General features: G+C 66.2%; 25 protein-coding genes. 9 read left to right on the top strand and 16 right to left on the bottom strand.

Annotated features, from left to right (window positions below; all coding sequences use genetic code 11):
• Nucleotides 1-45: 45 nt before the first annotated feature.
• The 4 genes from NNX37_RS16555 to NNX37_RS12870 form a co-directional block, all read right to left on the bottom strand.
• A complete protein-coding gene (locus NNX37_RS16555; RefSeq protein WP_255793147.1) occupies nt 46-591 on the bottom strand; it encodes a DUF421 domain-containing protein in 546 nt (181 codons plus the stop codon).
• 115 nt (nt 592-706) lie between these two features.
• Nucleotides 707-1,177 carry an acyl-CoA thioesterase gene (locus tag NNX37_RS12880; protein WP_255793146.1) on the bottom strand — a complete coding sequence of 157 codons (471 nt, stop codon included), beginning with the start codon at nt 1,175-1,177 and terminating at the stop codon, nt 707-709.
• Nucleotides 1,178-1,219: 42 nt separating this feature from the next.
• Complete coding sequence (locus tag NNX37_RS12875; RefSeq protein ID WP_255793145.1) at nt 1,220-2,209, bottom strand: LLM class flavin-dependent oxidoreductase; 990 nt, start codon at nt 2,207-2,209, stop codon at nt 1,220-1,222.
• A 115-nt stretch (nt 2,210-2,324) separates the two neighbouring features.
• Nucleotides 2,325-2,837, bottom strand: coding sequence for an SRPBCC family protein (locus NNX37_RS12870; RefSeq protein ID WP_255793144.1), 513 nt, complete (start codon nt 2,835-2,837; stop codon nt 2,325-2,327).
• Between the two features lie 114 nt (nt 2,838-2,951).
• Here NNX37_RS12870 and NNX37_RS12865 point away from each other — a divergent pair, with 114 nt between their 5' ends.
• Together NNX37_RS12865 and putP are read left to right on the top strand one after the other, a co-directional pair.
• Nucleotides 2,952-3,680, top strand: coding sequence for a DUF72 domain-containing protein (locus NNX37_RS12865; RefSeq protein WP_255793143.1), 729 nt, complete (start codon nt 2,952-2,954; stop codon nt 3,678-3,680).
• A 59-nt stretch (nt 3,681-3,739) separates the two neighbouring features.
• Entirely contained in the window at nt 3,740-5,248 is a 1,509-nt protein-coding gene (gene putP, locus NNX37_RS12860) for a sodium/proline symporter PutP (protein ID WP_255793142.1), read from the top strand.
• 83 nt (nt 5,249-5,331) lie between these two features.
• Here the strand turns inward: putP and NNX37_RS12855 are convergent, their stop codons facing one another.
• From NNX37_RS12855 to NNX37_RS12825, 7 genes are all read right to left on the bottom strand, one after another.
• Nucleotides 5,332-6,294, bottom strand: a complete 963-nt coding sequence (locus NNX37_RS12855; protein WP_255793141.1) for an L-lactate dehydrogenase — start codon at nt 6,292-6,294, stop codon at nt 5,332-5,334.
• Between the two features lie 87 nt (nt 6,295-6,381).
• Entirely contained in the window at nt 6,382-7,065 is a 684-nt protein-coding gene (locus tag NNX37_RS12850) for a GntR family transcriptional regulator (RefSeq protein ID WP_255793140.1), read from the bottom strand.
• Nucleotides 7,055-8,740 (bottom strand): dipeptide ABC transporter ATP-binding protein, encoded by a 1,686-nt coding sequence (locus NNX37_RS12845; protein ID WP_255793139.1) that lies wholly within the window; start codon nt 8,738-8,740, stop codon nt 7,055-7,057. The genes NNX37_RS12850 and NNX37_RS12845 overlap by 11 nt, the downstream gene beginning before the upstream one ends.
• A complete protein-coding gene (locus NNX37_RS12840; RefSeq protein ID WP_304659469.1) occupies nt 8,724-10,475 on the bottom strand; it encodes a gamma-glutamyltransferase family protein in 1,752 nt (583 codons plus the stop codon). The genes NNX37_RS12845 and NNX37_RS12840 overlap by 17 nt, the downstream gene beginning before the upstream one ends.
• Before the next feature lie 65 nt (nt 10,476-10,540).
• Entirely contained in the window at nt 10,541-11,437 is an 897-nt protein-coding gene (locus NNX37_RS12835; protein WP_255793137.1) for an ABC transporter permease, read from the bottom strand.
• On the bottom strand, nt 11,437-12,390 hold the full coding sequence (locus NNX37_RS12830) for an ABC transporter permease (protein ID WP_255793136.1): 954 nt from the start codon (nt 12,388-12,390) through the stop codon (nt 11,437-11,439). Before NNX37_RS12830 ends, NNX37_RS12835 begins: the two co-directional genes overlap by 1 nt.
• 2 nt (nt 12,391-12,392) lie before the next feature.
• Nucleotides 12,393-14,057, bottom strand: coding sequence for an ABC transporter substrate-binding protein (locus tag NNX37_RS12825; RefSeq protein WP_255793135.1), 1,665 nt, complete (start codon nt 14,055-14,057; stop codon nt 12,393-12,395).
• Nucleotides 14,058-14,160: 103 nt separating this feature from the next.
• Here NNX37_RS12825 and NNX37_RS12820 point away from each other — a divergent pair, with 103 nt between their 5' ends.
• From NNX37_RS12820 to NNX37_RS12810, 3 genes are all read left to right on the top strand, one after another.
• The gene (locus tag NNX37_RS12820) at nt 14,161-14,868 is read left to right on the top strand and encodes a YoaK family protein (RefSeq protein ID WP_255793134.1); all 708 of its coding nucleotides are present in this window, start codon (nt 14,161-14,163) and stop codon (nt 14,866-14,868) included.
• Between the two features lie 173 nt (nt 14,869-15,041).
• Complete coding sequence (locus NNX37_RS12815) at nt 15,042-16,781, top strand: L-lactate permease (RefSeq protein ID WP_255793528.1); 1,740 nt, start codon at nt 15,042-15,044, stop codon at nt 16,779-16,781.
• A gap of 54 nt (nt 16,782-16,835) precedes the next feature.
• On the top strand, nt 16,836-17,696 hold the full coding sequence (locus tag NNX37_RS12810; protein ID WP_255793133.1) for a methylenetetrahydrofolate reductase: 861 nt from the start codon (nt 16,836-16,838) through the stop codon (nt 17,694-17,696).
• A 2-nt stretch (nt 17,697-17,698) separates the two neighbouring features.
• Here the strand turns inward: NNX37_RS12810 and NNX37_RS12805 are convergent, their stop codons facing one another.
• Entirely contained in the window at nt 17,699-18,676 is a 978-nt protein-coding gene (locus NNX37_RS12805; protein ID WP_255793132.1) for an ABC transporter substrate-binding protein, read from the bottom strand.
• Between the two features lie 318 nt (nt 18,677-18,994).
• Between NNX37_RS12805 and ligM the strand changes: the two genes are divergently transcribed.
• The gene (gene ligM, locus NNX37_RS12800; protein WP_255793131.1) at nt 18,995-20,401 is read left to right on the top strand and encodes a vanillate/3-O-methylgallate O-demethylase; all 1,407 of its coding nucleotides are present in this window, start codon (nt 18,995-18,997) and stop codon (nt 20,399-20,401) included.
• Nucleotides 20,402-20,555: 154 nt separating this feature from the next.
• Entirely contained in the window at nt 20,556-21,665 is a 1,110-nt protein-coding gene (locus NNX37_RS12795) for an alpha/beta hydrolase (protein ID WP_255793130.1), read from the top strand.
• 47 nt (nt 21,666-21,712) lie between these two features.
• Here the strand turns inward: NNX37_RS12795 and NNX37_RS12790 are convergent, their stop codons facing one another.
• The 4 genes from NNX37_RS12790 to NNX37_RS12775 form a co-directional block, all read right to left on the bottom strand.
• Nucleotides 21,713-22,333 carry a LutC/YkgG family protein gene (locus NNX37_RS12790; protein ID WP_255793129.1) on the bottom strand — a complete coding sequence of 207 codons (621 nt, stop codon included), beginning with the start codon at nt 22,331-22,333 and terminating at the stop codon, nt 21,713-21,715.
• Nucleotides 22,330-23,832 (bottom strand): LutB/LldF family L-lactate oxidation iron-sulfur protein, encoded by a 1,503-nt coding sequence (locus NNX37_RS12785; protein ID WP_255793128.1) that lies wholly within the window; start codon nt 23,830-23,832, stop codon nt 22,330-22,332. The genes NNX37_RS12790 and NNX37_RS12785 overlap by 4 nt, the downstream gene beginning before the upstream one ends.
• Nucleotides 23,829-24,653 (bottom strand): (Fe-S)-binding protein, encoded by an 825-nt coding sequence (locus tag NNX37_RS12780; protein ID WP_255793127.1) that lies wholly within the window; start codon nt 24,651-24,653, stop codon nt 23,829-23,831. Before NNX37_RS12780 ends, NNX37_RS12785 begins: the two co-directional genes overlap by 4 nt.
• A 111-nt stretch (nt 24,654-24,764) precedes the next feature.
• Complete coding sequence (locus tag NNX37_RS12775) at nt 24,765-25,124, bottom strand: GntR family transcriptional regulator (protein WP_255793126.1); 360 nt, start codon at nt 25,122-25,124, stop codon at nt 24,765-24,767.
• Between the two features lie 50 nt (nt 25,125-25,174).
• Between NNX37_RS12775 and NNX37_RS12770 the strand changes: the two genes are divergently transcribed.
• Nucleotides 25,175-25,537 carry a hypothetical protein gene (locus tag NNX37_RS12770; protein ID WP_255793125.1) on the top strand — a complete coding sequence of 121 codons (363 nt, stop codon included), beginning with the start codon at nt 25,175-25,177 and terminating at the stop codon, nt 25,535-25,537.
• 65 nt (nt 25,538-25,602) lie between these two features.
• Entirely contained in the window at nt 25,603-25,977 is a 375-nt protein-coding gene (locus tag NNX37_RS12765; protein WP_255793124.1) for a hypothetical protein, read from the top strand.
• The last annotated feature ends 2 nt before the right edge of the window (nt 25,978-25,979 follow it).

The raw sequence follows: 25,979 nt of genomic DNA, 5'->3' as shown, positions 1-25,979 counted from the left end.
ACCTGCCCAGGCGGCCCGTCCGCGACACGGCCCGGCGGGCCGCCCCTACTCCGGCTGCAGCAGTTCCCGCGGAATGCGGGACTGGTTGGGCACCCTGCTCAGCAGCAGGGGATCAATCAGCTGGCCCCGGCGCAGGATGCTGACCTCTCCCGTGGGTTCCAGGACCGCCACGGCCACTTCGGACAGATTCCGGATGCCGGACTGCCGCAGCTGGAAGTACAGCTCCTCCTCGAGGATGTGGGCCTTCCGGAGCCCCTCCTGGACAACCTCTTCTCCTGCCATCAGGAGGATCGGCTGGCTGGTGAGGTAGGCCCCGTACCCGCTTCTGCGCAGGTAGCCTTCAACCCGCAGCATTCCGAACATGGTGGCCAGCGCGATAACGCCGGCCGCTAGCGTGGGCGTGTAGCCGAGGACAACACGGCCCAGGACGGACCCCAGGGCAATCACGATCGCCCGGTCCAAGGTGGACCAGCTGGCCAGGGCACGTTGCCCGAAGCCGCGGACCAGCAGGGAGAAGGCGGCATATATGCCCAGGGCGCTCAAGACGACCCAGAGTGCTTCGGACGGGGTGATGCCGAGGTTGTGCCACACGGTGCATCTCCTAGGTTTCCGGTACGGACCTTCCGGTAGCTACCGAAGATGCTAGTGGCCGCCGTCGGCCGGTTACAGGGGGCGCGGGCCGGCACCGGGCCCACCGGCCTTGCCGTCAGCCGAAGAGCGGAGGCCCGGTGTGCGCTGCCGCCATGTCCCGCTGGGCCGTCGTCAGGCGCTGCAGGACACCCGTAGCGCCGTCAACGAAGGCAAGGGTTGTCTCGGCCCGCACGCAGGCCTTACCGGTCACCGGGTCATGAATGACGTAGGCCAGGGTGAGGCTGGCGCCCTTGACCGCGCTGATCCAGACGTCGACGTCGGCAGGGATGTTCCGGTACGTCAGCTCGGCGACGTACCGGACGCGGTGCTCGACGACGAGGGACTGGGTGCCGGGCGGAACATCAGTAAACAGCGGGACGGCAGGCTGCTGTCCCGGCCCTCCCGTTCCGCCGGGAGGGCCGAAGGCATGCACGCGTGCTTCCTCAAGGATGCGGACAATCTCAACATTGTTGACATGACCGTAAGCGTCCATGTCCCCCCAGCGCATAGCGACGGAGCAGGAGATGACGTAGGAGTTAGAGCTCATCCTTCATATCTAGCACAGCGTTAACAGTCCCCGCGGACGGGATCAGACGCCTGCGGGCAGCGCAGTATCCGCGAGCAGCTGGAACGAGCGGAGCCGCGATTCCAGCGTGGCGGTCTGGGTGGCGACGATCAGTTCGTCCGCCTGCGCGTGTCCGGTGAACCAGTCGAGGTAGTCCCGAACTTCCCCGGGGTTGCCGACGGCCGAGTAGCGGCCCATCTGCTTGACCTGCTGTCCGCCCGGCGACTGAAGGATGGCATCCGCTTCTTCGTCGGTGAAGGTGCGGTCCCGGCCGAAGAGCTGGGTGACGCGGCGGCGCTGCGAATCGGCAAACATCTGCTGCGCTTCTTCGGTGGTCTCGGCGGCGATCACGTTCACGCCGGCAATCACGTACGGCTCGGCCAGCTGGGCCGAGGGCTTGAAGTCGCGGCGGTAGATGGTGACGGCGTCCTGCAGTGCCTGCGGGGCAAAGTGCGAGGCAAAGGAGTACGGCAGGCCCAGGGCGGCGGCCAGCTTGGCGCCGAAGAGGGAGGAACCGAGGATGTACAGCGGCACGTTGGTGCCTGCACCCGGCGTCGCGTTGATGCCCGGAATCAGGGTATTGCCACTCAGGTAGCCCTGCAGCTCCTGGACGTCCTGGGGGAAGCTGTCCGAGGACATGTGGTCCCGGCGCAGCGCGTGCAGCGTCTTCTGGTCCGTGCCGGGCGCCCGGCCGAGGCCAAGGTCGATGCGGCCCGGGAACAGCGTCTCAAGGGTGCCGAACTGCTCCGCAATGGTCAGCGGAGCGTGGTTGGGCAGCATGACTCCGCCGGCGCCGAGCCGGATGCTCTGGGTGTGCGCCGCAATGTAGCCGATCAGCACACTGGTTGCGGAGGAAGCGATGGTGGGCATGTTGTGGTGTTCGGCGTACCAGATGCGGGTATAGCCGAGCTTTTCCGCTTCCTGTGCCAGCGCCAGTGAAGAAGCAAAGGAATCACGTGCGGTCTCGCCCTCATCGATGATGGCGAGATCGAGAATGGAGAGCGGAACAGTCATTGAAGCGTGCCTTTCAGTTGCTTGCGCTCCGGACCTTTTTGCCCGGGCACGCTAGTAGCAACCGCGGCACGGCCCGGGTTATTTCATCCGGGGCACGCCTGGGCCGACGGTTGGGTCACTCCGGTCCGCGTTGTCTGGCCAGATACCCGGCCAGCCGGTTGAAGGACTCGTTCCACCCGCTTTCGTATCCTTCTATTTCCCCGTCTGCTGCAGCGAAGGGCCCCTCCCGGAACGTCATGCGGGTGACGGGGGCCCCTTCCCCGGCGTCCATGGGGTGTAGCTCGATTCTGATCACCCGCTTCGGGCCCGCAGGAGCACCGTCCGACTGCTGCCACTGCTGCGTCACTTCCAATCGGTGCGGCGGATCGAGGACCAGGTATTCGCCGCCCCACCAGAGTTCGTCGCCGGTGGCGGTATTGACCATGCACGCCTGGTAGTCCCCTCCGACGTGCTGATGGGCGGAGATGCGGTCCGGCGGGACAATAAAACCCGCCGCGCCCCACCAGGAGGTAATCCGGGCCAGATCCATCCAGGCCTCGTAGATGGCGGTTGGACCGGACGGCAGATCCCGCACCATGTGCAGGAAATCCTCATCCGGCAGCACGCCGTCGGGAAATTGATCACGCATTCGACGCTCCTGCCTGCAGGGGGTGGCACGGCGGGATCCCCCTCCAGTGTGGAACCGGAGGGACGGCACGCACAATCCCGCAACGCCGCACGGCCAACGGCTAGTTTGGATGGTGTGAGCATCCATATCGGAACATCGGGCTGGGCCTACAACCACTGGCGCAATGTGCTGTACCCCAAGGGCGTGCCGGCCCGGGTATGGCTGGAAAAGTATGCGAGTGAATTCGACACCGTGGAGTTCAACGGCAGCTTTTACCGCTGGCCCCGCGAGGAGGCGTTTGCCGCCTACCGGGACCGGCTGCCGGAAGGGTACGTCTTTTCGGTCAAGGCTCCCCGGGGACTCACCCACGGGCGGAAGCTGCGGGATCCGGATGAGTGGATCGGCCGGATCGGGCGCTGTTTCACCGCATTGGGAGACCGCAGCGGAGTGTTCCTGCTTCAGCTCTCCCCGGACATGGAGCGCGACGACGACCGCCTGGATTACCTCCTGGCGAAACTTCCCGACACCATCAGGGTGGCGGTGGAGTTCCGCCACGACAGCTGGAATCACGAAGAAGTCTTCCGGCTGCTGGAACGCCACAGCGCCGCCTACACCGTCATGAGCGGGGCGCACCTGCCCTGCATGCTGCGCGCCACCGCCCCGTTTGTGTACGTCCGCCTGCACGGACCGAACCCGGAGCAGCTCTACGTCGATTCCTACACCGAGGAAGACCTGCAGTGGTGGGCGGCCCGGATCCGCGGGTGGAACTCCGCGGGCAAAGACGTGTACGCCTACTTCAACAACGATCTTGAGGGGCATGCGGTCCGGAACGCCCGGCGGCTGCGCGAACTTACATCGATGTGATTCCTGACATACTTGGACGCCGTACAACTCACACGCACCTAGTGAACGGCAACTAAGCAATGACAGATCAGACGTACAAAGTGATCGCCATGACGATCTATATGCTGGCCATGCTGGCGATCGGCTGGTGGGCCTACCGCAAAACCAACAGCCTGGATGACTACATGCTGGCGGGACGGGACCTGAAACCCGGCGTCGCCGCCCTGAGCGCCGGGGCATCGGACATGTCCGGGTGGCTGCTGATGGGCCTGCCGGGCGCCATCTACGTCTCGGGACTGGTGGAAGGCTGGATTGCCGTAGGCCTGACCGTCGGGGCCTGGCTGAACTGGAAGTTCGTGGCACCCCGCCTCCGCGCCTACACCATGGTCGCGAACAACTCCATCACGGTACCCAGCTTCCTGGAGAACCGGCTTCGGGACCGTTCGCGGCTGCTGCGGGTGGTCTCGGGCCTGATCATCCTGGTCTTCTTCACGTTCTACGTCTCCTCCGGCATGGTTGCCGGCGGTGTCTTCTTCGAAAGCTCCTTCGGCTCCTCCTATGTGACCGGCATGCTGATTGTCGCCGTCGTGACGATTGCCTACACGCTCTTCGGCGGATTCCTCGCGGCCAGCTACACCGACGTGGTGCAGGGCCTGATGATGGTGGCAGCCCTGGTGCTGGTTCCCGTGGTTGGCCTGGTCAAGGTGGGCGGCTTCGGCGGCATGACCGATTCCCTCCGCGAGGTGAACCCGGAGCTGCTGGACCCGGTTGCCGGCGGCACTGCCCTGGGCATCATTTCCGCACTCGCCTGGGGGTTGGGCTACTTCGGGCAGCCGCACATCATTGTCCGCTTTATGGCGCTGCGCTCCCCCGCCGATGCGAAAGCCGGCCGCCGGATCGGCGTCGGCTGGATGCTGTTCAGCGTGGTCGGTGCCATCCTCACTGCGCTGGTGGGCGTGGCATATTTCCAGCAGAACAACCTGACCCTCGATGAGCCCGAAGCGGTCTTCCTGAGCCTGGCGCAGATCTTCTTCCACCCGCTGGTGGCCGGTTTTGTCCTGGCCGCCGTGTTGGCAGCGATCATGAGCACCATTTCCTCCCAGCTGATCGTTACGTCGTCGGCGCTGGTGGAAGACCTGTACCGGATTGCGCTTCGCCGGGAGGCTTCCCCGCGGTCCCTGATCATGCTCGGCCGGCTCGGCGTCCTGGTGGTCTCGGTGATTTCCATCCTGATTGCGCTGGGCCGCAATGACACCATCCTTGACCTGGTGGGCTTCGCCTGGGCCGGATTCGGCGCTTCGTTCGGACCGACCATCCTCCTGGCCCTGTTCTGGCGCCGCCTGAGCACCGCCGGGGCACTGACGGGCATGATTGCCGGCGCCCTCACCGCCTACATCTGGGGCAGCGTGGATGCGCTTTCGGGAACCCTGTACGAGATTGTTCCCGGTTTCATCATCAATGTGGTCCTGACCGTGGTGGTGAGCCTGTTCACCCACAAGCCCTCCGCGGAGGTTGACGCCGAATTCAGCGACGCCGCCCGGTTGGCGAAGGAACCGGCGCAGGCACCGGAGCCTGCCGCGGTCAGCTAGGGACTCCGGCACGTCCCGTGTAGAACCGATACCCTCCCGGTCCCCGGGAGGGTATCGCCGTATAGACGTGTTTTTATGTGCCGCTAGATCCCCAGGGAGTCCAGCGTGCTGCGCAGGGTTTCAGCCGAGGCGGTCAGTTTCCCTGCTTCCTCGTCGTCCAGGGGCATCTCCAGCATCTTGTAGACGCCGTTATGGCCCACGACGGAGGGAAGGGACAACGCGACGCCGCTGATCCCGTACTCCCCCTCGAGTGTTGCCGCCACCGGCAGGACCGCGTTTTCGGCATTCAACACTGCCTCGACTATCCGCACTCCGGCCAGTCCGATCGCGTAGTTCGTGGCACCCTTGCCCTCGATCACCTGATAGGCCGCATTGACGACGTCGTTCGTGGCAGCGGCGAGGAACTCGTCGGTGAACACCTGCCGGCCGCTGATCTCCCACTCCCGGATGGGAACCGGGCCGATGCTCGCATTGGACCACACCGGAAACTCGGAGTCGCCGTGTTCGCCGATGATGGTCGCGTGCACGCTGGTCATCAGCACGTGCGCTTCGCGGGCCAGCAGCAGCCGCAGGCGGGACGTGTCCAGCACCGTGCCGGACGAGAAGATCCGGTTGCGCGGGAGGCCGCCGATCTTCTGCGCAGCGACGGCCAGCACATCGGCAGGGTTGGTCACCAGGATGTAGACCGCGTCCGGCGCCTGTGCAATCAGCTGCGGCATCAGCTTTTCCAGGATGCGCACGTTGGTACCGGCCAGGTCCAGCCTGCTCTGGCCCGGCTGCTGCCGGGCACCCGCGGTGATCACGATGACATCGGAGCCGGCCAGGTCCTCGACATTGCCGCTGCCGGTGACCGTGTTGGCGCCGGTGAACTGGGTGCCGTGCGCCAGGTCCAGCCCTTCGGCCTCGGCCCGGACGGCGTCGATGTCGTAAATCGCGATGCGGCGGGCCGTATCCCGGATGATGGCGGCGTAAGCCAGCGAGGTGCCGACGCTTCCGGCTCCCACGATTCCGAGTTTGGTGACGGGCCGGGTGGTGATATTGGCCATGGTGAAGCCTCGCTCACACTAGGAGGGACCCCCTCTAGAACTATAGGCTCGCCCTTTCCCGAACGGAACGGTCCATGCCCCCGCCCGTCAGGAAGGGCCGAACCGGCTCAGGTAGCCGGCCCGGGACTGCTGCACGTGGGTCTCCATCAGTTCCGCCGCCAGCGTGTCGTTTCCGGCATCGATGGCAGCCATCACCTGCCGGTGCTCACCCCAGGACTCCTTGCCCCGGTGGTCCACGTCCGCGGCGTACAGCCATTCGATCTTGCCCGCGAGCTGGCGCAGCAGCGCCGTCAGGGACCGGCTCTGCGCCAGCGCCGCCACCGCCAGGTGGAAGCGCACGTTCAGGTCCGGCAGAAGATCCAGGTTCCCTGCGGCAATGGCCGCATCACCGGCGTCGAGAATCTGCGCCAGTTCACGCCGTGTTTCCCACCATGTCCCGTCCGGCACTCCCGCAGCGAACTGCCGGGCGGCGCGCCGGGCAGCCCGGCGCGCGGCGGCCTCCTCGACCACTGCACGCACGGCAAAGAGGTCATCAGCCTCGTCCACCGGGATCTCGGAAACCGTGGACCCGGCATAGGGACGCGATTCCACGAACCCCTCTGCCTCCAGCGCACGCAGCGCTTCGCGCACCGGCACCCGGGAAATACCGTACTTTTCGGCCAGGGACGCCTCAGTGAGGCGGGTTCCGGGCGGAATCCGGCCGAAAATGATGTCCCGGCGGATCTCGTCCTGGATGCGCTGTTTGCTGGCCGGCGCCTGGTCAGCCGGCAAAAGCTGCTCCGGGAATCGCGCTGAGGAGCTCCTGCGTATAGGGGGCACTGGGAGCCAGGAACACCTGGTCCGCGGTGCCGCACTCAATGACTGAACCGGACTTCATAACCACAACCTTATGTGCAATCTGGCGGACCACGGCCAGGTCATGGGTTATGAAGAGGTAGGTCAGGCCCAGTCTCTCCTGCAGGTCTGCCAGCAGGGCCAGGATCTGGTCCTGCACTAGAACGTCCAGGGCGGACACGGCCTCATCGCAGATCAGCAGCTCCGGTTCCGGTGCCAGCGCCCGGGCGATCGCCACCCGCTGACGCTGCCCGCCCGATAGCTCGTTCGGCCGGCGCTGGGCAATGCTGCGCGGCAGCGCCACCTGGTCCAGCAGTTCCGCCACCCGGGCCCGCCGCGAGGTCCGGTCGCCGATGCCGAAGATGCGCAGCGGCTCATCGATCAGCCGCTCAATGCTGAAGGTGGGGTCCAGTGAGCCGTACGGGTCCTGGAATACCGGCTGCACCATCCGCCGCAGCGAGCGCCGGGCCGCCCCGCGGCTGGCTGTGATGCTCTCCCCGCGGACCAGGGCCTCGCCGCTGGTCGGCGTTTCCAGTCCCAGCAGGATCCGGGCCACCGTGGTCTTACCCGATCCGGATTCGCCGACGACGGCGGTGGTGGTGCCCCGCTCGACGGTGAAGGACACGTCGTTCAGGGCCTTCACCGTACCGCCGCGCTGGCCGCGCAGCCGGAACTCCTTCACCAGGTTCGTCACGGTCACCAGGGGCAGGCCGGTGTCCCCCGCAGCTGCATCGGCGGTCCCGGCCGCGTGCCCGCGTTCCGGTGCCAGGGCAGCGGAAACCGACGGGGCAGCGTCCACCAGCGCCCGAGTGTAGTCCTCGCGCGGGTCCAGCAGGATTTGCCGCGGAGTCCCCTGCTCCACGATCCGGCCGTCCGCCATCACGATGATCCGGTCCGTGCGGTCCGCTGCCAAACCCAGGTCATGCGTGATGAACAGCAGGGAGGTGCCGCGGGCGTCCACGAGCTTCTGCAGATGGTTGAGGATCTGGCGCTGCACGGTGACGTCCAGCGCCGACGTAGGTTCATCGGCAATGATCAGGTCCGGGTCGCCGGCCAGGGCGATGGCGATCAGGACCCGTTGGCGCATGCCACCGGAGAATTCGTGCGGGTACTGGCCGAAGCGCCGGTCCGCGTCCGGGATCCCGGCTTCGGTCATCAGTTCGACCGCCCGCTGCCGGATGCCGGCGCGGGAACGGTCTGCGACGCCGGGCAGCCCGTTGGCGGCCAGGGCGTCCACGATCTGCGCACCGACTTTCAGCGACGGGTTCAGGTTGGACATGGGATCCTGCGGAACGAGGCCGATCCGGCGGCCGCGGATGGACCGCATCCCGGCTTCACCGGCGGCAGCGAGGTCCACGCCGTCGAGCAGGATGGCACCGTGGGTGATCCTGCCGCTGCCGGCCAGCAGCTGCAGGACTGCCCCCACAGTGGTGGATTTTCCGGACCCGGACTGGCCCACAATGGCCACCCGCTCCCCCTGCCGGAGCTCAAAACTGATCCGGTGCAGGACCGGCTGCGCCTTATCCCCGAAGCAGACCTCCAGATCGCGGATGGCCAGCAGCGGACGTGCTCCGGCGGGCGGGGTAACTTCTTCCTTAACGTCCTGCTGCATAGCCCTGCGCTCCCCTCGGATTTGCTGCTGCCTTGAGCAAACCGGTTTCCGGTTCGCTGACTACGGAGGAGAGCCGGCCGAGGGCCCAGTCCCCGGCCCGGGTGACCACGTGGCCGCGGGCTTCCAGCTCCGCAATCACCTCCTGACCCAAACGGTCTTCAACCACCGCTCCGCCCGGTGTCCAGGTCCGCGGCCAGAAGGAGCCGGGAATGGAGGTGGTGTGCAGGGCCGGAGCGTCCACCGCCTGCTGCGGGGTGTAGCCGCCGACGATGGTGCGCAGCAGGTACAGCAGCTGCCACTGGTCCTGCTGGTCGCCGCCGGGCGAGCCCAGGGCGGTTACCGGATGGCCGTCCTTGAGCACCAGCGTGGGGGTCAGGGTGGTGCGGGGCCGCTTCCCCGGGGTCAGGGTGGAGGGGGCACCGTCTTCCAGCCAGGTCATCTGCAGCCGGGAGCCGAGGCAGAAACCCAGTTCCGGGATGGTCGGGGAGGACTGCAGCCAGCCGCCCGACGGGGTGGCCGAGACCATGTTGCCCCAGCGGTCGACGACGTCGATGTGGCAGGTGTCTCCGCGGGTCTCACCCGTGGGCATCACCGTGGGTTCACCGACGCCGGCGAAGCCCTTGCCCGTGCCGGCGAGGGCCGGCGGCAGGTACTCGGTGCGCAGCGGCGGAACAAAGGGGGTGTGCCCGGGCACGGCACCCGGGCGGAAGTCGTGCGAGGCCCGGTCGGTGATCAGGGCACGGCGCTGGGCGGCGTACTCCTCGCTGAGCAGGTAATCCAGGGGAACCTGCGCGTCCCCGTAGTAGGCCTCACGGTCCGCGATGGCCAGTTTCTGGGCCTCCAGGATGGTGTGTGCGCCCAGTGCGGTGCAAGGGTCCAGCCGTTCGTCCTCGAAGCCGGCCAGGATGGCCAGGGTCTGCAGCAGTGCCGGCCCCTGCCCCCAGGCGCCGGTCTTGGCGATGGTGTGCCCGCGGAACTCGAAGGTGACCGCAGGTTCATAGCCCGCTGCGCAGCCGGCGAAGTCCGCCATGGTCATAACTCCGGCGTGGTCGGTGCCCGAGGAATGGCGGTGCGGCAGGGACTGGAAAGCGACGGCGGCGCGGGCCACAAAGCCTTCGCGCCACTCGTACCGGGCGGCGTCGATGCGTTCAGCCCGGCCGTCCGCGCCGGCGCCGGCCGAGACCAGGCGGTCCAGCACCGTGGCGTAGGCCTCGTTGCGGATGATTTCACCTTCGCGCGGCGCCCGCCCTTCGGGCATCCACTGCTCGGCCGACGTCGGCCAGTGCTCGGTGAACAGTTCGGCCACTGATTCAATGGTGCTGCCGACGCGGCCCACCACCGGGTGCCCGTAGCGGGCGTAGCCGACGGCGAAGGCCAGGACGTCGCCGAGTTCCCAGGTCCCGTGGTCGCGCAGCAGCAGCAGCCACGCGTCAACGGCGGCGGGCACGGCCGCGGCCAGGGCGCCGGCTCCGGGCACCAGTTCCAGTCCTTGGGCGAGGTAATGTTCGCGGGTGGCGGCGGCGGGCGCCGGTCCCTGTCCCATCAGGACCACGGGTTCTGCCGGGTTGTCCGCCGTCGCGAAGACGCCGGTCATGTCCCCGCCGGGGCCGTTGAGATGCGGTTCGACCACGTGGAGCACGAAGGCACCGGCGACGGCGGCGTCAAAGGCGTTGCCGCCGCGTTCCAGCACAGCCTGGGCGGAGGCGGTGGCCAGCCAGTGGGTGGACGCGCTCATGCCGAAGGTGCCTTCGAGCGTGGGACGGGTGGTGAACGGATTCGGTTCGGTGTAGGTCACGGAAGTCACTTTCGGCTGGAGCTGGTGGGGTCGAGGGCGTCCCGAAGGGCGTCGCCGAACAGGTTGAAGGACAGGCAGATGGCGGCAATTGCCAGGCCGGGGAAAACCGCGGCGCTGGGGGAACGGAAGAGGTACTGCTGGGCGTCGGAGAGCAGGATGCCCAGGCTGGGTGTGGGCGGCTGGATGCCCAGGCCCAGGAAGGAGAGCAGCGCCTCGCCGATCACGGCCACGGGCATGATCACAGTGGCCTGCACAATGACGGCGGAGGCCGCGTTCGGCAGGACATGGCTGAAAATGATCCGCAGCCCGGAGGCGTCCATGGTCTTGGCGCCGAGGACAAAGTCGCTTTCCTTGATGCGCAGCGTCTCCCCGCGGACCACCCGGATCATGGTGGGGATCTGGGCAATGCCCAGGGCAACGGCCGCGTTGGTCAGGCTGGGTCCGCTGATCGCGGCAAGGCCGACGGCGATGATCAGGAACGGAAAGGCCAGCGTGACATCGGTGATGCGGGAGATGAACGCGTCCAGCCAGCGCCAGTATCCGGCCAGCAGGCCCAGCGGGGTGCCGATGACGACGGCGAGCACCACGGACAGCACACCCACCTTCAGGGAGGCCTGGATGCCGAAGAGCAGCCGGGAGTAGATGTCGCGGCCCAGGTCATCGGTGCCGAGCAGGAAACCGACGGTTCCCGGCTGCTGGAAAGGAGTCTCGAAGTGCACTTGGGAGGGGCTGTACGGTGCCAGCACCGGGGCCAGGATGCCGGCCAGGAGCACGAGCGCAAGCAGGATGCCGCCGGTGAGCCCGAGCGGATTGTGCAGCAGGGACTTCAGGACACGGCCGCGGCCGGAGCCCAGCCCTTCCGCGGAGGACCCCACCGGGGTACTGGTTTCGATAACAGTCATCAGTTGCTTCCTCCGACTCGGATGCGGGGATTGATCAGGGAGTACAAAAGGTCCACTGCCAGGTTGATGACAATGTAGGAGACCGTGATGATCAACACGACCGCCTGGATCACCGGATAGTCGCGGGTGAAGACGGCGTCCAGGGTGAGTTTGCCGAAGCCCGGCAGCCCGAAGATCCGTTCGGTGACCACCGCCCCGGAGATCAGCCCGCCCAGTTGCAGGCCGACAATGGTGACCACCACGATCAGTGAGTTCCGCAGCCCGTAGCGCATCAGCACCCGGCCCCGGCTCAGGCCCTTGGCGCGGGCAGTGCGCACATAGTCGGTGCTCATGGTCTCGATCATCGAGGCCCGGGTCTGCCGCATGATCACTGCGGCCAGTCCGGTGCCCAGGATCAGGGCCGGCAGGGTGAGGTAGTACAGGCCCTTGACCGGGTTCTCTGCCACGTCCACGTACCCGGACGCCGGGAACCAGCCCAGCGTGACGGCCAGGTAGAGGATGGCGAGGATGCCCAACCAGAAATTCGGTACGGACAGACCCACCAGGGCGAAGCCGTTGGCCGTCCATTCCGGCCAGCGGCCGCGGAACCGCTCGGCAATAACCCCGAAGAGAATGCCGACAATCACGGCCACCACAATGGCGTAGGCCGAGAGCCAGAGGGTAACCGGCAGGGTGGTGGCGATCAGATCGGTGACCGGCGCACCGGTGCGGGTGGATTCGCCGAAGTCGCCGCGGAACATGTTGCCGATGAACTTCAGGTACTGGGTGAGCAGGGATTCGTTCAGGCCCAGCTGTTCGCGGACGGCCTCCACCTGTTCGGGGGTGGCCTCCTCCCCCGCCATGGCGAGGGCCGGATCGCCGGGGAGCTGGCGGACGCCGATGAAAATGACCAGGGAGGCCAGGACCAGGGTGATGGCCGACTGCCAGAGCCGGGTGCCGAGGTAGCGCAGCATGCTCAGTCCTCTTCTTTCAGGAAGGCGGCGTTGCCGAGCCGGACGACGCCGTCGGGATAGGTGGCCACGCCGGAAATATTGGTGGTGTATGCGGTGAGGCTGCGCTGCCGGTACAGGTAGAGGATCGGGTTGTCTTCCTGCACCTGTGCCACCACCTGCCCGTAAAGTGCCGCCCGCTCGCTGCTGTCGGTGGACTGGGCGGCCCGGACCAGCAGGTCATCCACCACGGGGTTGCTGTAGCCGGAGTAGTTGTTGCCGGCCTGGGTGGTGAGGAAGTTGGACATGTTGCCGTGCGGGTCGATCCGACCGGACCAGCCCAGCTGCAGGGCCTCGAAGTCGCCCCGGGTCTGGACATCGAGCAGGGTGGAGTACTCCACGGGCTGGATGGTCAGATCGAAGCCGCCCTCGGCCACGGCTGCCTGCAGTGCCTGGGCGTACCGCAGGGTGTCGGGGCTGTTGGTCACCTGGACGGTCAGCGGATACGGAACAGGCGCGCCGCTTTCCTCCAGCAGTGTCCGCGCCGCTTCGGGGTCGAACGGCGGGCAGGCCTCGCTGGCCTCAGACGAATACGGACTGTCCGGCGAGATCGGCGAGCAGGCAGGTTCGAACCAGCTGTTGAAGACGGTGTTGACCAGAGCCTCGCGGTCAATGGACATGGACAGCGCCATCCGTACGGCCGCGTTCTGTGCCAGCGGGCTGTCGACGACGCCGGGCGCCTCCCCGGTCCCGTTGACGTTGCCGATGTTCAGGGTGAGCCCCTGGTACCCCAGGGACGAGGTCTGCAACACCCCGATGCCCTCTTCCTGCAGGAGTGCGTCCACGTCCTGCGGGGAAATGGTATCGGCAGCCTGGACGTCGCCGGAGCGCAGATTGGCGGCACGGATGTTCGCATCGGTCATGATGCGGTAGGTGATGCTGTCCAGATGGACGTTACCGGCGTCGTAGTACAGCGGGTCCCGTTCCACCCGGATGGAGGTCTGCGGCACGCGTTCAACGAACTTGAACGGCCCCACACACACCGGATGGTCGCCGAACCGGTCGCCGTTCTCCGCGACGGCCCGGGGCGAGAGCATCATGCCGGCGCGGTCGGCGAGAGCCGCCGTCAGCGGGGCGAACGGCTTTTCGTAGCTGACCTGCACATGGGTGTTATCCACTGCGGTGATGCCGGAGATCGGTCCCAGCTCGCCCTTGCGGGTAGACCCGGTCATGGTCAGGTGCCGTTCCAGGGTGGACTCGACAGCGGCGGCATTGAACGGGGTACCGTCGGCAAACACCGCGTCGTCCCGCAGCGGGATGGTGACGGTGAGACCGTCGTCGGACACCTCGGGCAGCGCCGTGGCCAGCTGCGGCACCAGTTCGCCTTCCGCGTCGATGTCGTAGAGCTTCTGGCACATGGTCTGCATCACGTAGCGCGTGTAGAGCGAGGAGGACGTGGTGGGATCCAGGCGGTCCGGCTCCGCGGACAGCGCCATGACCAGATCACCGCCCTCGACAATCTCCCGGTCTCCGATGACGGCGGCCGGCACGTTGGTCCGTTCCGGTGCCGGTTCCAGGGCCTGGACCGGCCGGCACCCGGTGACGGCCAGCATCAGCAGCGCCGCCGCGGCCAGGCGCCGGGGCACGCGGGGACGGCGGGCGGTCGGGTTGATACGCAGTGGAGGTGCCATGGCGTTCCTTGCCTGGAGAAATTTTGAATACAATCGAAACTACAACCACAGCTTCGTATACATCTATGACGAACGGGTAAATTGTTAAGGAGAAATTCGGCCAGTGAAACGACTCAACGCCGTACCGACCGAACGGGTCCATCTGTGGCTGATGCTGGCCCTGACCTTCTCCACCGGGGTGATCGACGCCGTCGGCTACCTGGGCCTGGACCGGGTCTTCACCGGAAATATGACGGGCAACGTGGTGCTGCTGGGCATGGCCTTTGCCGACGGCGGTGCCGACCTGCCGATCCTGCGCCCTGTCCTTGCGCTGATCTTCTTTATGCTGGGTGCGGCCCTGGCCGGACGGATGCTGCGCAGGGGGCCGGAGGGCTGGTCCGGGCGGACCACTCTCTCGCTGATGGTGGTCGCCGGTGTCATCACCGCATTGGCCGTCCTCACGGCGGTGGTGGATGTACAGGACAATTCGATTTTGGGCAGCATCACGACGTCGGCTCTCGCCATCTCGATGGGCATCCAGGCCGCGACCGCCAAGCGGTTGAAGGTCGCTGAGATCACCACAGTGGTGGTGACCTCAACCATCACGGGGCTCGCCTCGGATTCGCGCCTGGCCGGCGGAGACAGCAAGCACTGGGTCCGCCGTGCCCTCGCGATCGCCCTGATTCTGCTTGGAGCGGTAGCCGGCGCTGCTGCCCTGCAGGTCGGGCTGTGGCTGGGATTGACCATCTCGGCCGTTATCTCGATTGCGGTGGCCGTGACCGGTTATGTCCGCCACCACCGCGAGCGCAGTGACGCAGGAGTTTCGGCGTAGTTTCCTGCCCGGGGCGAGGCCCGCAGATGCCTGCCGGGGGTTACCAGCCGGATACACCGCCGTACGCTTGAATGAACGCTTGTTCCAGCGCTTCCCCGGTTGAGCCGGTCTTCCGGCCCGGCTGGGAAGCTCCATCCGTTGAAGCCGTCTCCCGGCTCGACGCGGAGGTCTTTATGGACAGCTTCACCCCGAGCACCAATCCCGTCCTCAACAGTGTTGCCCTGTCTGCGCTGGTGGCCCTGCTTCCACTGCTGACGTTTTTCTTCCTGCTGGCCTTCGCCAAGACGCGGGCGTATGTAGCCGGAGCGTGGGCACTGCTGGTGGCCCTCGCCGTCGGGGTCTTTGGCTTCGGCATGCCTGTTGGGCTGGCGCTGCTCTCCGCCACGCAGGGCGCGGCCTTCGGGCTGTTCCCGGTGGTCTGGATCATCGTGATGGCAGTCTGGCTGTACCAGGTGACAGTGCTCAGCGGCCGGTTCGAGGACCTGCGAAGGGTCTTCGACGCGATCGGCGGCGGAGACCTGAGGGTGCAGGCCATCCTCGTGGCCTTCTGCTTCGGCGGGCTGCTGGAGGCCCTCGCCGGATTTGGCGCCCCGGTGGCCATTACCGTAACCATGCTGCTGGCCCTGGGCATCGCCCCGATCCGTGCGGCCACGGCGGTGCTGGTGGCCAACACCGCCCCGGTGGCCTTTGGCGCCCTTGCCATTCCCATCACCACCGCAGCCAACCTGACCAACTACACCGGCGACGAGATCGGTGCCGTAGTGGGACGGCAGACACCGGTGCTGGCCCTGTTTGTGCCGCTGATCCTGCTGTTTATCCTGGACGGACGGCGCGGCCTGCGGGACTGCTGGCCCATTGCCCTGTTCACCGGCGTCGTTTTCTCCATCTTCCAGTTCCTTTGCTCAAACTATTTCTCCTACGAACTCACCGATATCGTGGCCTCCCTCGTGGCCTTGCTGGCCGCCGTGGGGTTCCTGCGCTTCTGGCATCCACGCAACGGAGGCGAGGCCGGCCAGCGGATGAAAGCGGAACTGGCGCAGGCACGGGCGGACGGCTGGACGCCGTCGGGCTCCGGTGCGGCGTCGGACGTCCTGACCTCGGCGGATGACACCGCTGAGGATCGGCTGACCCCGTCCCGGGCATGGATGGCGTTGTTCCCATACGTGGCGGTCATCGTCATTTTCGGTTTCGTGAACCTGTGGACGCTGGGCATCGACGTGCCCGAAGCACTCGCGAAGACCAACATAGAAATCCCGTGGCCGGTGCTGCACGAGGCCCTGCTGGACAGCAACGGCCAGACCCAGTCCTCCACGATCTATTCCTTCGAATGGCTGATCAGCCCAGGTACGCTGCTGCTGGTCACGGGCCTGATAGTCGCCCTGGTCTACTCGCGCTTCAATGAAAACGGGCGGTATCCGCTGACCGTGGGGGCGGCGGTGCGGGAGATCTGGACGACGGCGGTGCGGATGCGTTCCGCGGCGCTGACCATCCTTGGGGTGCTGGCCCTGGCGTACGTAATGAACTTTTCCGGGCAGACCGTGTCCATCGGTACCTGGCTGGCTGCCACCGGCGGCTTCTTTGCCTTCCTCTCCCCCGTGCTCGGCTGGATCGGTACGGCCGTCACCGGTTCGGATACCTCCGCCAACGCCCTGTTCGCCAAGCTGCAGCAGACAGCCGGAATTGAAGCCGGGCTGGATCCCCAGCTCATGGTTGCCGCCAACACCGGAGGCGGCGTGATGGGCAAGCTGATCAGCCCGCAGAATCTGGCCATCGGTGCGGCCGCCGTGAATATGAGCGGGCAGGAATCGGTGCTGCTGCGCAAAGTGATCGGCTGGAGCGTGCTGCTGCTCCTGGCCCTGTGCATCCTGGTTTATCTGCAGTCCACTCCCGTCCTCGAGTGGATGCTGCCGTAAGCCCCGCGAGCGGAACCATGGACACCGGTTTCAGCGGTCGCTAGGGTAACGCGCATGACTCCAGATCCCACGGAAACGTCCTCCGCCCCCGCTCGGCTCCTCACAGGCTTCTCGCTCGAGATGACAGGCAAGGACATCGGCGCACTCCAGGAAGCGCAGCCTTCCATCCCCGCGGGGACGCGGATCAACGTGACCTTCCTGGGGAATGAGGACCTTCCGATGCGCGTCGCCGCTGCTGCGGCGGTCCGGGCCGGCGGGTTCGTTCCCGTTCCGCATATTTCCGCGCGGCGGCTGGAGTCCCGGGAAGACCTCGGCAAGTTCCTGGCGGCGCTCGAGGAAGCCGACGCCACGCGTGAGCTCTTTGTGGTCGGCGGAGACCCGGTCTCCCCGCTGGGCCCTTTTCCGGACGCGCTGTCCGTGATCCGCAGCGGAATGCTCCCAGGGCACGGGGTCCGCGCCGTAAGCATCAGCGGCTATCCCGAAGGACATCCGGACATTGATACTGACACCCTCTGGGCGGCTCTGGAAGACAAAATCTCCGCGCTGGACCAGAGCGGACTGGAGGCTTCGATCACCACGCAGTTCGGCTTCGACGTCGCTCCCGTCCTCACCTGGCTTGAGGAGCTCCGCAGCCGCGGTGTGAGTGCACCCGTCCGGATCGGCGTCCCCGGGCCCGCCGGCGTGAAGCGCCTCCTGGGCTACGCCCGCCGGTTCGGTGTTGCCTCCTCGGCAGGAATTGCCCACAAGTACGGGTTTTCCCTGACCAATCTGCTCGGCACGGCCGGTCCTGACCGGTTCATCCAGGACCTGGGCCAGGCTCTTTCGCCGGCACTCCACGGCGATGTCCGGCTGCATTTCTATACGTTCGGCGGAATCAGAACCACGGCGGAATGGGTGCACGGATACCGCAGCTGAACCTAGCCGGACCGGGGCAGGAGCGCTTCCAGATCAGGTTCTTCCTCGATCAGGCCGCGGTCGAGCGAGATGCGCATAACCTCCTCCAGGGAATCCTGGTTGATCTCGCCGTAGTACCTCGGCAGGGTCAGCTGCTCAATGACGTCGGGTTCCAGCGAGGTGTAGGTCGGTAGGACGGCCCGTACCTCGTCAGGATTGGAATCGGCATATTCCAGCGATGCCGTCATCGCACGGACAAACTTGTCCATGGTCTCCGGGTTCTCCTGCGCGTACTGGTCCGACGTGAAATAAACGGCAACGGTGAGGTCCTTGATGGGCTCCGCGTAGTTGGAGAACACCGGAACGGCGCCCTGTGCCTCGGTGATGGTCACAAAGGGTTCCACTGCGGCGATGGCGTCCACGTTGCCGGCGTCGAGCTGGGCCGGCATGTCGGGAAACTGCATCTCGACAAACTCGATGCTCTCGTAGTCTCCGCCGGCCTGCTTCACTGCTTCGGAAATGGTGGAGTCTGAAATGTTGTTGAGCGTATTCACGCCTACCCTCTTGCCTGCCAGATCCGCGGTTTCCTCGATCCCGCTGCCCGGAAGCGTCATCACGGACGCGAAGTCCGCATCGACATCGCCGGTGGTGCTGGCGCCCGGAGCCACCATCCGGATGGGCAGGCCCTTGGACTTGCCCACGATCATGGAGGTCACGTTGGAGAAGCCGAACGCCATCTGCCCCGAGGTGACTGCCGGGACAATCGCGGCCCCGCCCTGTGCAGGCGTCAGGGTCAGTTCCAGGCCTTCGTCCTCGAAGAAGCCCTGCTCCACCCCCAGGTAGATCGGGGCCACATCGACGATGGGAATAACCCCCACTTCGATGGGCACCAGGTCTCCGCTGGCTTCAGTCTCGGTTTCGGACGACGGCGAACCGCCGCTGCATCCCATAACGCCGAATAAGGCCGCCGCCAGGACCGCAGCAACACCGGTTTTCCTCATCGTGCCCTCCAGTTTTTCCGTGCCGGAGGCAAGCCAGACCCCGGCTGCCCTGTCGGTAACTGCACCCTAGCCGCGTTTGGCCTGCTCGGCCAGCGAGGTCTCCGGCGGCGTGTCGGAGCCCCGGCGCCGGGGCTCCTTCGGCAGGGCTCCTCCGTGGGGGCTCTCGACAGCACTCGAAGATGGCCCTAGGGTCGGGACAATCCGTGCTGCTTCTCGGCGGGCGGGCCAGGGAAGGCAAGTTGTATCCGTGGTCCGCCGGCGGAGGCGCTGCTTTCGGAGAGAAAACGTATACATATCCCAGCAAAGAAGAGGTTCAACGTGGCACCTAAGAATCTGCAGGACGTCCTGGACTCGACCGGCAACGTAGTGGATCGGCTCCGCAATTCCCAGATCGGAGCGTACATCTATCCCGTCGTGGCGCCGGAGTTCAGCAACTGGCGCAGCGAACAGCGGGCCTGGCGCGAGACGGCGGTGCTGTTTGACCAGTCCCACCATATGGACAACCTGTTCATCAAGGGCCCCGACGCCCTGAAGCTGATCTCTGACACCGCGGTCAACAGCGTGGCGAATTTTCCGGTCAACAAGGCGAAGCAGTACGTTCCCACCGGCCCGTCGGGCCACGTGATCGGTGACGGCATTCTCTTCCACGAGGACGACGACGAATACATCTACGTGGGACGGGCACCGGCTGCCAACTGGCTGCTGTTCAACGCCGAAACCGGTGGTTATGACCTCGACGTCCAGGTTGACCGGCGCTCCCCCTCACGGCCAATGGGCCGCCCGGTATCCCGCCGCTACTGGCGGTTCCAGATCCAGGGCCCCAACGCCTGGCAGATCATCGAGAAGCTGAACGGCTCCTCGGTGGAACAGTTGAAATTCTTCAACATGGACCACATGAGCATTGCCGGCGAACGGGTCCGGACGCTTCGCCACGGCATGGCCGGAGCTCCGGGGCTGGAGATCTGGGGCGACTACGGCTCCTACGAGAAAGTACGGGACACCATCATGGAGGTCGGCGCGGAGTACGGAATGGCCGCCGTCGGCGCCCGCGCCTATCCGTCCAACACGCTCGAGTCCGGCTGGATACCTTCTCCGCTGCCGGCCATTTACACCGGGGAGGAGCTGCGGCCGTACCGGGAGTGGCTGGGAGCGGACAGCTACGAAGCCTCCAACGCCATTGCAGGCAGCTTTGTCAGTCCGAACATCGAGGACTACTACCTGACCCCGTGGGAACTGGGGTACGGATCCTTCGTCAAGTTCGACCACGACTTCATTGGCCGGGAGGCCCTGGAACAGATGGACCCGGCAGCACAGCGCCGCAAGGTGACGCTGGACTGGAACGCCGAAGACCTGGGGAAGATCCTGGCCTCACCGTTGGGCACGGAGGAACCGTACAAGCACTTCGACCTTCCCCTGGCCAACTACGGTTCCTCCAACTACGACTCCGTCATCGATGCGGACGGAAACGTTGTGGGCGTTTCCATGTTCACCGGATACTCGGCCAACGAGCGCCGTGGCCTGTCGCTGGCTACAGTCGATCCGTCGGTGCCCCTGGGTGCCGAACTCCGGGTGGTGTGGGGCGAGCCCGACGGCGGCAGCGCCAAGACAACCGTGGAACCGCACCGGCAGTTCAATGTGCGTGCAACCGTGAGCCCGGTGCCGTTCTCCGAAACGGTCCGCAAGGAGTACAAGGGCGGCTGGCGGACGGGGAACAGCCAGGCCTGACGCGGGCGCGCCGGGCGCTGCAGCGTCCGGCGCGGCCCCGCAGTGCCGTCCAACACCACCGGCCATGAGATTCCTCGCAGCTGCCGGCCCGGAGCGGCTTCAGGACGCGGAACCTGCCGAAAGGGGCCTGTTTCCGGGGATTTAGCTTAAGGGCATGAAGCTCTCCTCGCTTACTTCGGCGGGGTTCCTGGCCGGGGCGGCCGCTGTTGCCGGGATCAGCGCTGCCGCCGCACTTCACCGGGATCCCCGGCCGGCTGCACTGCTCATCCGCGGGGTCTTCGCCGGTGCAGGCAGGGTTCCGGTGAAGAAGGTCCTTCCCCACATCCCGCGGTTCACGGTGACCGGACACCGGAACCTGCGGTATCTGGCAGCCGAAGGCAAACCCTCCCTTGACCTGTTCCTGCCTGACGATCCGGCCCGGAAACCGCTCCCGGTGGTGATGTGGATCCACGGCGGAGCATGGATTTCCGGCTCCAAGGAAGACGTGGCGCCGTACCTCAGGGTCCTGGCCGGATACGGTTACGCCGTACTGGGGGTCGGGTATTCCATCTCCCCCGAAGCCCTCTATCCAACCGCGGTCAAAGAGCTCAACGCTGCGCTGGGCTTCATCCGCGAGCGCGCGGACCGCTACGGACTGGACCCCGACCGGATTGTGCTGGCCGGCGATTCCGCCGGCGCGCAGCTGGCCGCACAGCTGGCCCTGGTCATCACCAACCCGGAGTATGCCCGGGACTCCGGGGTTATTCCCGCCGCCGGTCCCGGGCAGCTGCGCGGAATCGTGTTGAACTGCGGCGTCTTCGACCTGGACTCCGTGGCCCGCATGGCCGGACCGGTGGGCTGGGGACTTCGAAAGGCCCTGTGGGCCTACACCGGCTCCAGGAACTGGGCCGCCACCCCCGCCGCAGACCACATGTGCATTCCGAAACACGTGGATCACCGCTTTCCACCCACCTACATCTCCAGCGGAAACGGCGACAACCTGACCCTCGAGCAGTCGATCCCCCTGGCCGACAGGCTCGAGGACCTTGGGGTACCCGTCCGCCGCAGGTTCTGGCCGAAGGATTACAAACCGAAGCTGGGACACGAATACCAGTTCCAGCTGCACCGCCCCGAGGCGATGGAATCGCTGCACTCCACGGTTGCTTTCCTGGCGGACGTGACCGGCATATCCGCCCTGCCCGGGCGGGCCCCGGAAAAGGTGATCTCCCTGGGCAGGGACCTCCACAAGGACCTCGCCTCCACGAAACGGCGGCTCGCCGCTTAGCTGTAATCCTTACACCGCTGCAACCCTTACACCGCCGGCGTGCAGCGTCAGCTCCGGATGATCACCACGTCCAGCCTCCGCGGCCCGTGCACGCCCTCCACCCGCTGCAGTTCGATGTCGCTGGTGGCACTCGGGCCGCTGATCCAGGTCAGCGGATGCGTGCCGTCCAGGCGCCGCACCGCTTCGGGAAGCACCCCGGCAATGTCCCCGGCCCGGACCAGGCACACGTGGTGGTCCGGGATCAGTGAACACGCCCGCCGGCCCTGCCCCGGGCTGCCGTCCAGGATAATGGTGCCGGTTTCCGCTACTGCCGCCGCGCAGCCGGTGACCACGGCGTCAATGCCGTCCAGCTCCTCCACGCTCAACGGCTCCTCCGGAGAATCCACCACCCGTCCCGGGGCCAGCGCGGTCCAGCGTTCCTCCAGTCCCGCGGGAACCACGTAGGTCCTCTCCCCCGCCAGCAGTTCAGCCACCCGGGCGGGCACCGATGCCTCATCCACCACGCTGACACCGGCTTTGTAATCCAGCAGCCGGTCGCTTAGCAGTTCTATGAGTCCGTCCTCGTTCAGGCCGGAGCTGTGCCGGTATTTCCGGGGAATTTCCGGAGCTTCCGGGGCATCGTGGAGGGCGGACCGCAACCGGTCAAGGATTTCCGAACGGGCGCTCATGCTTGCTCTTTCGACGCAGTGTCTTCGTGCTCTTTTACCCACCAGTCCCGGAAGGACTGCGCAGGCGGAGCCGGGAGGTCCCGGCTCCGGGTCCACCCGGCGGCGAGGCCGGGAAGCTTCTTGATTTTCCGATCCGGTCCGGCCGCGAGCTTTCCCAGCGGCAGGGCCTTCTCCACCAATGCCATCCGCCGCCCCGAGCCCATCATCCAGGACGCCGCCTTCATGGCCACATCCATCTGCCCCGGCACCTTCTTCTTCTTCCCGCGCCGGCTCTGAACATCCTCGGAGCGCAGGTGCACCAGGATTTCCGGGATGTTGATCTTCACCGGACAGGCGTCGTAGCAGGCCCCGCAGAGGGAGGAGGCGTACGGCAGGGACGCATTCTCCTCGGAGGTGATTCCGGTCAGCAGGGGCGAAAGAATCGCGCCGATGGGGCCGGGATAGGTGGAGCCGTAGGCGTGCCCGCCGGTGCGTTCATATACCGGGCAGACATTCATACACGCACTGCAGCGGATGCAGTGCAGTGCCGAGCGTCCCCGCTCATCCGCGAGCGCCGCACTGCGTCCGTTGTCCAGCAGCACCAGGTGTATATTCTGCGGGCCGTCGCCTTCGGTCACTCCCGTCCACAGCGAGGTGTACGGATTCATCCGCTCCCCCGTGGAAGAGCGCGGCAGCAGCTGCATAAACACTTCCAGGTCCGTCCACGAGGGCAGCAGCTTCTCCACCCCCATCACGGTGATCAGCGTTTCCGGCAGGGTCAGGCACATCCGGCCGTTGCCTTCGGATTCGACGACGGCGAGGGTCCCCGTATCCGCGAGCGCAAAGTTCGCGCCGGAAATGGCTACCTTGGCGGAGAGGAACTTCCGGCGCAGGTGCAGCCGGGCCGCTTCGGCCAGCCGTGCCGGGGTGTCGGTGAGGTCCGGATCGACGTCCGGCATCTCGCGCAGGAAAATGTCCCGGATCTGGCTGCGGTTCTTGTGGATGGCAGGAACGAGGATGTGGCTGGGCTTGTCGTGGTCCAGCTGGACAATCAGTTCCGCCAGATCGGTTTCGAACGCTGCAATGCCCTGTTCTTCAAGGTATTCGTTGAGGCCGATTTCCTGCGTGGCCATGGACTTGACCTTGACCACCTCATCCGCACCGGCAGCGCGGACCAGGTCCCGCACTATCCCGTTGGCTTCCCCGGCGTCCCGTGCCCAGTGGATGACGCCGCCGCGTGCGGTGAAATTCGCCTCGAACTGTTCGAGCAGCTCGGGCAGCCGGGCCATCACGGCGGCCTTGACGGCGCTGCCTGCTTCGCGCAGTTCCTCCCAGTCCGGCAGTTCGGCCACCACGCGCAGCCGCTTGTCGCGGATGGTGTGTGTGGCGTGGCCGAGGTTGGCGCGCAGCTGGGCGTTGTCCAGTTCCCGCCGCGCCGCCTGCGGGAAGGGTTCGGAGGCGTGCAGGTTGCCTTCGCCGAAGACGGGGACACTGGGCATCCCCAGGTAGGTGGAACTCATTGGCGTTCCTTTCCCGCGAGATCAGCAGTGTGCCGGGTCCCGCCCCGGACGGAGCCCGGCGGCGGCGCCGGGTGCTCGCGGGTGCTGGCCAGGATCTCCGCGAAGTGCAGTGTGGAGATGCTGCTGCCTTCCCGGGACAGGCCGCCGCCGATGTGCATCAGGCAGGATGCGTCGCCTCCGCTGCACAGCTGCGCTCCGGTGGCGGTGATGTTCGCGTTTTTGTCCGCCAGCATGGCCGAGGAAACATCTGCGTTCTTGAGGGAGAAGGTTCCGCCGAAGCCGCAGCACTGGTCCGCTTCTGGCAGCGGTTCCAGGTCGAGTCCCTCCACGGTCCGCAGCAGGTCCGCCTGCCGGTCACCCAGCCGCAGCAGCCGCATGCCGTGGCAGCTGGGGTGGTAGGTGATCCGGTGCGGATACCAGGAGCCGAGCTGCGCCGCCGCGTCGCTGATGCCCAGGACATCGGTCAGCAGTGCGGAGAGCTCGTAGGTGCGGGCGCCGACGGCGGTGGCACGGGTTTCCAGGTCCGCGTCGCCTACGGAGCGGGCCAGCATGGCGTGCTGATGCTTCACCGAGGCGACGCAGGAACCCGACGGCGCCACGGCGACGTCGTACTCCTGGGACTCGAACGCCTCCACATGGTTCCGGACCACCGGTACCGCCTCCGGGAAATACCCGGAGTTCAGGTGCATCTGCCCGCAGCATGCCTGGCCTGCCGGGAACACGACGTCGTGCCCCAGCCGTTCGAGGATGGACACCGTGGCGCGGGCGGTGGAGGGATACATCGCGTCCACGATGCAGGTGGCGAACAGAGCAATCTTCATGGCTGCCTTTCAGCGGAAGCGCGGCGCTGCGCCTCCTCGGGTGGAACCATCTTTCAATATAACTCCGCCGATTGATATGCCTGAGGCGGGGGAATATGCGCGGTTTCCGGCTCAGCAGCTGTCATGCGCCGTCTCCCGAACACAGGCAGCCAGGGTTTCCGGGGACAGGCCCAGGGCCTTGGCCTTCGCGGCCAGGGCCTTGATGTCGGCGTGCAGGGCGGCCAGCGGAGTTGCCGCCTCGGTCACCACTGCCCCGCGTCCGCGGCGAAGCTCGATCAGCCCCTCCTCCCTCAGCTCCTGGTACGCATGCAGTACGGTATGCACGTTCACTCCCAGGGATTCAGCCACGTCCCGTGCGCTCGGAAGCCGGTCTCCCGGCCGAAGCCGTCCCGCCGCCGCATCTGCGCGGATCGAGGCAGCCAACTGAGCAAACAGCCGTTCATCACTCGAAGAATCAACCTTCACGAACACGTAGTAATTCTAGAACTCGAACAAGTTCACCCTGCGCTATTCTCGGGTGCATGACGAATATGGGGAACTCGAAAACAGTCAGTCTCAACGTGACGTCCAAACGGGCCCGCAGCCGGGGTGAGCTGCTGGTTTCCGCACCTGCGGCCGCCGTGCCGGGCGCCGTCGAGCGTGCAGCACTTCGGCTGCCGAAGATGACACTGACCGGGATGTGGCAGGACCGGGCCGAGTTCGCGGTCGGCATGACCTGGAAGTCCTACGGAGCCAACATTGTGCTCTCCTTTGAACCCGTCGACGCCGGCACCACACGCGTGCTGGCCACGAGCACTCCGGCGGTCCCCACAACGTTGACTGACTGGGGACAGGGCAAAGCGCAGCTCACCGAGGTCCTGAGCGCCGTAGCCGCAGAACTCTAGGGACGGACGGTCTGCCGCCTAAAACCGCGCACCGTGACCGGTGTTACCTGCGTTAGTCTCGGGAGATGACGAATATGGGGAGTTCGAATCCGGTCAGTATCGATGCCAAGCGGTTCAACGTCACGTCCAAGTGGGCCCGCGCCCGGGGCGAGACGGTGGTCGCTGTACCGGTGGACAGTCTGCCCGCCGCCGTCGAAAGGGCCTCGGCACGCCTGCCGAAGATGAAGCTCACGGGGGTGTGGCCCGAACGCGCAGAGTTCCAGCGCTCGGGCTGGAATACGTATGCGCGGATGATTACCGTTGCCTTCGAGCCGGTCACTGCCGGCAGCACGCGCGTGGTGGTCACCAGCACGCCGGCCGTTGCCACCACAGTGCTTGACTTCGGCAAGAGCAGGGGCGACGTGGTCGAGGCCCTGAGCGCGGTGTCCGCGGAGCTGTAGGA

This window comes from Arthrobacter zhaoxinii, assembly GCF_024385505.1.
In the GTDB taxonomy this organism is placed as follows: domain Bacteria; phylum Actinomycetota; class Actinomycetes; order Actinomycetales; family Micrococcaceae; genus Arthrobacter_B; species Arthrobacter_B zhaoxinii.
This window is presented reverse-complemented; position numbering and strand designations above follow the sequence as displayed.

Excerpts from the sequence above, each read along its gene's own strand:
- NNX37_RS12880 (WP_255793146.1), bottom strand. The coding sequence starts at position 1,177 with ATGAGCTCTAACTCCTACGTCATCTCCTGCTCCGTCGCTATGCGCTGG.
- NNX37_RS12875 (WP_255793145.1), bottom strand. The coding sequence starts at position 2,209 with ATGACTGTTCCGCTCTCCATTCTCGATCTCGCCATCATCGATGAGGGC.
- NNX37_RS12870 (WP_255793144.1), bottom strand. The coding sequence starts at position 2,837 with ATGCGTGATCAATTTCCCGACGGCGTGCTGCCGGATGAGGATTTCCTG.
- putP (WP_255793142.1), top strand. The coding sequence starts at position 3,740 with ATGACAGATCAGACGTACAAAGTGATCGCCATGACGATCTATATGCTG.
- NNX37_RS12855 (WP_255793141.1), bottom strand. The coding sequence starts at position 6,294 with ATGGCCAATATCACCACCCGGCCCGTCACCAAACTCGGAATCGTGGGA.
- NNX37_RS12845 (WP_255793139.1), bottom strand. The coding sequence starts at position 8,740 with ATGCAGCAGGACGTTAAGGAAGAAGTTACCCCGCCCGCCGGAGCACGT.
- NNX37_RS12840 (WP_304659469.1), bottom strand. The coding sequence starts at position 10,475 with ATGAGCGCGTCCACCCACTGGCTGGCCACCGCCTCCGCCCAGGCTGTG.
- NNX37_RS12835 (WP_255793137.1), bottom strand. The coding sequence starts at position 11,437 with ATGACTGTTATCGAAACCAGTACCCCGGTGGGGTCCTCCGCGGAAGGG.
- NNX37_RS12830 (WP_255793136.1), bottom strand. The coding sequence starts at position 12,390 with ATGCTGCGCTACCTCGGCACCCGGCTCTGGCAGTCGGCCATCACCCTG.
- NNX37_RS12825 (WP_255793135.1), bottom strand. The coding sequence starts at position 14,057 with ATGGCACCTCCACTGCGTATCAACCCGACCGCCCGCCGTCCCCGCGTG.
- NNX37_RS12815 (WP_255793528.1), top strand. The coding sequence starts at position 15,042 with ATGGACAGCTTCACCCCGAGCACCAATCCCGTCCTCAACAGTGTTGCC.
- NNX37_RS12810 (WP_255793133.1), top strand. The coding sequence starts at position 16,836 with ATGACTCCAGATCCCACGGAAACGTCCTCCGCCCCCGCTCGGCTCCTC.
- NNX37_RS12805 (WP_255793132.1), bottom strand. The coding sequence starts at position 18,676 with ATGAGGAAAACCGGTGTTGCTGCGGTCCTGGCGGCGGCCTTATTCGGC.
- NNX37_RS12795 (WP_255793130.1), top strand. The coding sequence starts at position 20,556 with ATGAAGCTCTCCTCGCTTACTTCGGCGGGGTTCCTGGCCGGGGCGGCC.
- NNX37_RS12790 (WP_255793129.1), bottom strand. The coding sequence starts at position 22,333 with ATGAGCGCCCGTTCGGAAATCCTTGACCGGTTGCGGTCCGCCCTCCAC.
- NNX37_RS12785 (WP_255793128.1), bottom strand. The coding sequence starts at position 23,832 with ATGAGTTCCACCTACCTGGGGATGCCCAGTGTCCCCGTCTTCGGCGAA.
- NNX37_RS12780 (WP_255793127.1), bottom strand. The coding sequence starts at position 24,653 with ATGAAGATTGCTCTGTTCGCCACCTGCATCGTGGACGCGATGTATCCC.
- NNX37_RS12770 (WP_255793125.1), top strand. The coding sequence starts at position 25,175 with ATGACGAATATGGGGAACTCGAAAACAGTCAGTCTCAACGTGACGTCC.
- NNX37_RS12765 (WP_255793124.1), top strand. The coding sequence starts at position 25,603 with ATGACGAATATGGGGAGTTCGAATCCGGTCAGTATCGATGCCAAGCGG.